Raw genomic sequence first — 4,639 nt, forward strand, 5'->3', positions numbered from 1 at the left:
AAACGATCGATCCGGCCACAGAGAACGTGTTTTCCGAAGTCGCTTCGGGCGGGGCATCGGATGTTGACCGCGCCGTCCTGGCCGCTCGGCGCGCCTTTGACAGCGGTATCTGGTCCAACCTGCCCGCCCTGGAGCGGGCGTCCATTCTACGCCGGATTGCAAAAGGGATCACTGACAATCTTGAATTACTTTCGCGGCTGGAAACCCGTGACAACGGCAAACCCTTGCCGGAAGCGCAGTGGGACATTGAGGATGCCGCTTACTGTTTCGAATTTTATGCCAAGATGATCGAGGGGGACGCCAAGGCAGACAGTCAGGCTATTGATGTTGGCGACATACGCTTTGATAGCAGAATTTGGCAAGAGCCAGTCGGCGTTGTTGCAGCGATCACACCCTGGAACTTCCCGATGCTGATGGCTGTCTGGAAACTAGCCCCGGCACTAGCTGCCGGATGCACAATTGTACTGAAACCGTCGGAACTGTGTTCGATGACATGCTATGAACTGGCCAGGATCGTCGACACTGCCGGTCTCCCCAAAGGGGTGTTCAATCTGGTCACAGGTCTAGGCCCCACCGCGGGGGCGGCACTGACTGCCCACAGGCTTGTCGACAAGATCGCCTTCACCGGTTCAGTGGCAACCGGGGGCAAGGTCATGCAGGCGGCCTCTGCGGGGATACGCACAGTCTCGCTCGAACTTGGGGGGAAATCACCCTTTATCGTCTTCGACGACTGCCAGATCGACAAGGCTGTCGAATGGATCATGTTCGGTATTTTTTGGAACAAGGGTGAGGTATGCTCAGCCACCTCAAGAGTGTTGGTGCATCACAGAATCTACCAGAAACTGATTGCCCGTCTGAAAAAAGAAACCGAACGGATCAGCATCGGTGTCGGCGATCAGGAAGGTGTCAAGCTCGGCCCTATCGTCGCAAAGGTTCAATACGACAAGATCATGGGCATCCTGGAACGCGCAAAAAATTCCGGTGCAAGCCTTGTGACCGGTGGCGGTCGACCAACGGGGTTCGACAGCGGGTTTTTCATTGCGCCAAGCATCTTTTCTGACGTGCCGCGCGATGCCGAAATCTGGACAGAAGAAATTTTCGGGCCAGTGGTCTGTCTTAACTCCTTTGAGACCGAAGCCGAAGCAATCGAAATGGCCAACGACAGTCCCTTTGGGCTGGCCGCTGCAGTGATGTCGGATGACCTCGACAGGTGTGACCGTGTTGCCGCAAAGCTGCGCGCGGGGGTCGTATGGATCAATTGCTCTCAGCCAACGTTCACCCAGGCACCGTGGGGCGGGTACAAATCCTCCGGTATTGGTCGGGAACTTGGCCGCGCAGGGTATGAGGCCTACCTCGAAACCAAGCAGGTTACCCGCTTTGATCACACGGAAGACTGGGGATGGTATCAAGCGCCCGGGCCATCGAAATGACGGAACTTTCAGCCCGGTTTGATCAAACAACCTTTGCACCCTACTGGCTGGGTACCATCGCCGCGCCAAACACAAACACGCCGCAGAATGGCGAATTGCATTGTGATATCGGGATTGTCGGCGCGGGTTTCACAGGCCTCTGGGCCGCCCTCAAGGCAAGGGAGCGGCATCCTGACGCCCGCATCGTCGTGCTTGAAGCACGCAAGCTGGCACAGGCCGCGAGCGGGCGTACCGGCGGCTTCGCTGCCCCGTCAATTTCGCACGGTGTCATGAATGCTGCCATGCGCTGGCCGCGCGAAGCGGACAAGTTGATCCGACTTGGCCAGGAGAACCTCGACCAGATGGAGGAAGATATCGCCGCCTACCGGATCGACGCCGAATTCGAGCGTACTGGTAAACTCAACATCGCCCGCACGCCGTGGGAGGTCGAGGGCCTCTCTGGCATGGCTGATGGGTACAAAAAGTACGGCATTGAATGCACCTTACTTGGCAACACCGAATTGGGTGAATGGCTTGGAACCTCCCGTTATTCCGCCGGTCTGTTCGAGCCGAACTATGCCTACGTAAACCCGGCCAAACTTATCTCGGGACTGGCAAAGTGTTGCCTTGAGCGGAACATTCAGATTTTTGAAGACTCCCGGGTAGGTCAGGTCAGGCGATCCGCTGACCTTGTCCGGCTCTCGACAGAACATGGCCATGTTCTTGCACACAAGGTGATATTGGCAACCAATGCCGATCTGCCTTTGTTGCGTCGGCTGCGCTACAGGATCGTTCCCATTTTTGATTACACCATCATGACGGAACCTCTGTCAGATGAACAGCTTGCCGCCATCGGTTGGCAAGAACGCTATGGCGTTGCCGACAGTGGCAACCAGTTCCACTACTCCCGCAAAACCGCAGACAACCGGCTTCTCTGGGGCGGCTATGATGCGGTCTATTATTCCGGCAGCAACCGGGATGACAGGTTGCTAAACCGGAACGAAACCTATGCGCGCTTGGAACAAAACCTACTCTTAACATTCCCGCAGCTTGCCGATGTAAAGTTCAGCCATGCCTGGGGCGGGATTATCGACACCTCTGCACGCCTAACACATTTTGTGGGCACCGCGATGGGGGGACGTGTGGCCTATGCGGCGGGCTTTACAGGTCAGGGCGTGACCGCCACTCGATTTGCCGCGCTTTCGATGCTTGACCTGCTGTACGGCGTGCGAACCGAACGCACTACCCTGCGCATGACGCGCAGTCGGCCCGTGCCGTTTCCGCCGGAACCCTTTCGGAAATTGGCAATCCGCTGGGCGCAGGCAGATCTCGCGAAAGAGGACCGGATCGGCAAGCGCTCCCTCCTGCTCAGAGCAATGGACCGGATTGGAATCGGATTTGGATCCTGAGCACTCAAATATTACTTTTGAATGGACACTCTGTCATGCACACAAGCCCTCAGAAAATCATAGCCTTCCGGGATACGCTGACCGATGCAACCGATGCGGTCATTGACGATCTTGCACTCGTAGACACCCCATATTCCTTTCGCAGTTGGCGTCACTTTACCAATGAAGCGAAAGGCGCGGTATCGGGCATCTGGGAAGCCGGGCCTCATCTGGAACGCTGCAATTACGACTTCGATGAGCTTTGCCACATTCTTGAAGGCACAGTGCGGCTGACAGATGCCGATGGCGTCTCTGAGATGTTTTCAGTAGGTGACAGCTTTGTTGTTGCCGCAGGATTTCGTGGGACGTGGGAAAACCTGACCCAAGTCCGCAAAGTGTTCTTCATATTGACTTAGAAAGACAGTGGCATGCATGTACTCACCAGAATGCAGGGTGCGGGCCCAATCCGGCTTACTCTCTTGGAGCCCGGAGGAGAGCTCCCAGAATGAGGGCTTGGCGTCAGCTGTCTGAAAGGCATTGCCAAGTTATCTGCCGTGGATGGCCCTGTTGCGCAAATCCCGTGTGGGATTCATCTCATGAATCCAGCGTGGTAGCTGAGATGTATGAGCAGACCTACACCCCCGTCCTACAAGACCAGGAACTGGCCAACCTACAATGAAGCGCTCAAGCGCCGGGGCTCGCTGACGATCTGGTTCGACCCCGATATGAGCTGGGAGGCCGCACCGACTGGCAGACGTGGCCGGCAGCAGACCTACAGCGATGCCGCCATCCAGACCTGCCTTTCCATGAGGTATTGTTCGGCATGGCGCTCCGGCAGACGACCGGGTTCGTCGAGAGCCTGCTGCGGCTAGTTGGCCTCGACTGGACGGTGCCCGACTTCAGCACCCTGTCCCGGCGCCAGAAGACCCTGGCCGTGCACATTCCGTATCGCGGCTCCAAGGGGCCGCTGCACCTGCTGATCCCCTCTCGTGACATCACTGCGTGATGCACTGCCGGGCAGCGGACAGCACGGGTATCAAGGTCGAGGGCGAAGGCGAGTGGCACGCCCGCAAGCATGGTGGACCCAAACGGCGCGTCTGGCGCAAGATCCATCTTGGGATCGACGAGGAAACACTGGAGGTTCGCGCAGTCGAGTGTCAATGGCATCTCAAATTTCCCCAAAACGTGGAGTGCGCCCCTAGGTCCGGCCGCCCGGATCATAACACTTCACCAGATGCAGACCGATGAAGCCGGAGACGAAGCCCTCGGCATGGGATTGCCAAGTTGTTTGGTGGTGATTGAGAAGGTCAATACCTCGGCCTGTCAGGCGCTCATTTCGGTAGTATAGCCTTTCCAGAGGTCGAAAGCATCGGCCCTGGCATAGCGGTACGAGACGACGGAAAGTTGATAGCGAAGGGGACGAAAGACGGTGTTGATCTGGTCGTGGGCAGCCAGAAACCTCTGAGCTTGCCTGGGCGATTTGAACCGCCCCACCAGTTTCTCGCGTTTTCGGGCTGGCCTGTGGGATCCTTCAATCCGGTCATTCAAGCCCTTGCACGCGCGATGATCCGCTCCCGGTGCAAGATCGTAGACCCGACTGAAATAGCTGCGCAATTTACCCGTGATCACGACGCGGGGCTCGCCAAACCGGCCGATCAATCTTATTAAAAAACTGCCGTCCCACCTTGGCGTTCTGTCCAGCCCCATTTTTGATGAGGCAGATTTAGCGAGTTTCACCGCGGCTCCTGAATTCTTAGACAGATCCAGCAGGAATTTTTTCATACAGCATTCTTCGAGATTGATCTCTTCATGACACAAAAGGCTGTGAATCGGCGTGCAAAA

The 4,639-nt window shown here is 56.8% G+C and carries 4 protein-coding genes and 1 pseudogene; 4 read left to right on the plus strand and 1 reads right to left on the minus strand.

Annotated features, from left to right (window positions below; translation table 11 throughout):
* From ACTRWG_RS22660 to ACTRWG_RS22675, 4 genes and pseudogenes are all read left to right on the plus strand, one after another.
* A partial coding sequence (locus ACTRWG_RS22660) for an aldehyde dehydrogenase family protein (RefSeq protein ID WP_462829978.1) occupies positions 1-1,430 on the plus strand: 1,430 nt, incomplete at its 5' end.
* Positions 1,400-2,818, plus strand: a complete 1,419-nt coding sequence (locus ACTRWG_RS22665; protein ID WP_209320169.1) for an NAD(P)/FAD-dependent oxidoreductase — start codon at positions 1,400-1,402, stop codon at positions 2,816-2,818. The genes ACTRWG_RS22660 and ACTRWG_RS22665, both read left to right, overlap by 31 nt.
* A gap of 35 nt (positions 2,819-2,853) precedes the next feature.
* Positions 2,854-3,213, plus strand: a complete 360-nt coding sequence (locus ACTRWG_RS22670) for a cupin domain-containing protein (RefSeq protein ID WP_027233601.1) — start codon at positions 2,854-2,856, stop codon at positions 3,211-3,213.
* Between the two features lie 207 nt (positions 3,214-3,420).
* Positions 3,421-3,952: pseudogene (locus tag ACTRWG_RS22675) on the plus strand (IS5 family transposase); the annotation flags it as partial.
* Positions 3,953-4,120: 168 nt separating this feature from the next.
* Here ACTRWG_RS22675 and ACTRWG_RS22680 read toward each other — a convergent pair.
* Positions 4,121-4,639: DDE-type integrase/transposase/recombinase (locus ACTRWG_RS22680; protein ID WP_462829979.1), on the minus strand; the 519-nt coding region annotated here is incomplete at its 5' end.

It is taken from the genome of Leisingera sp. G5_S3_59_S7, from assembly GCF_054968485.1.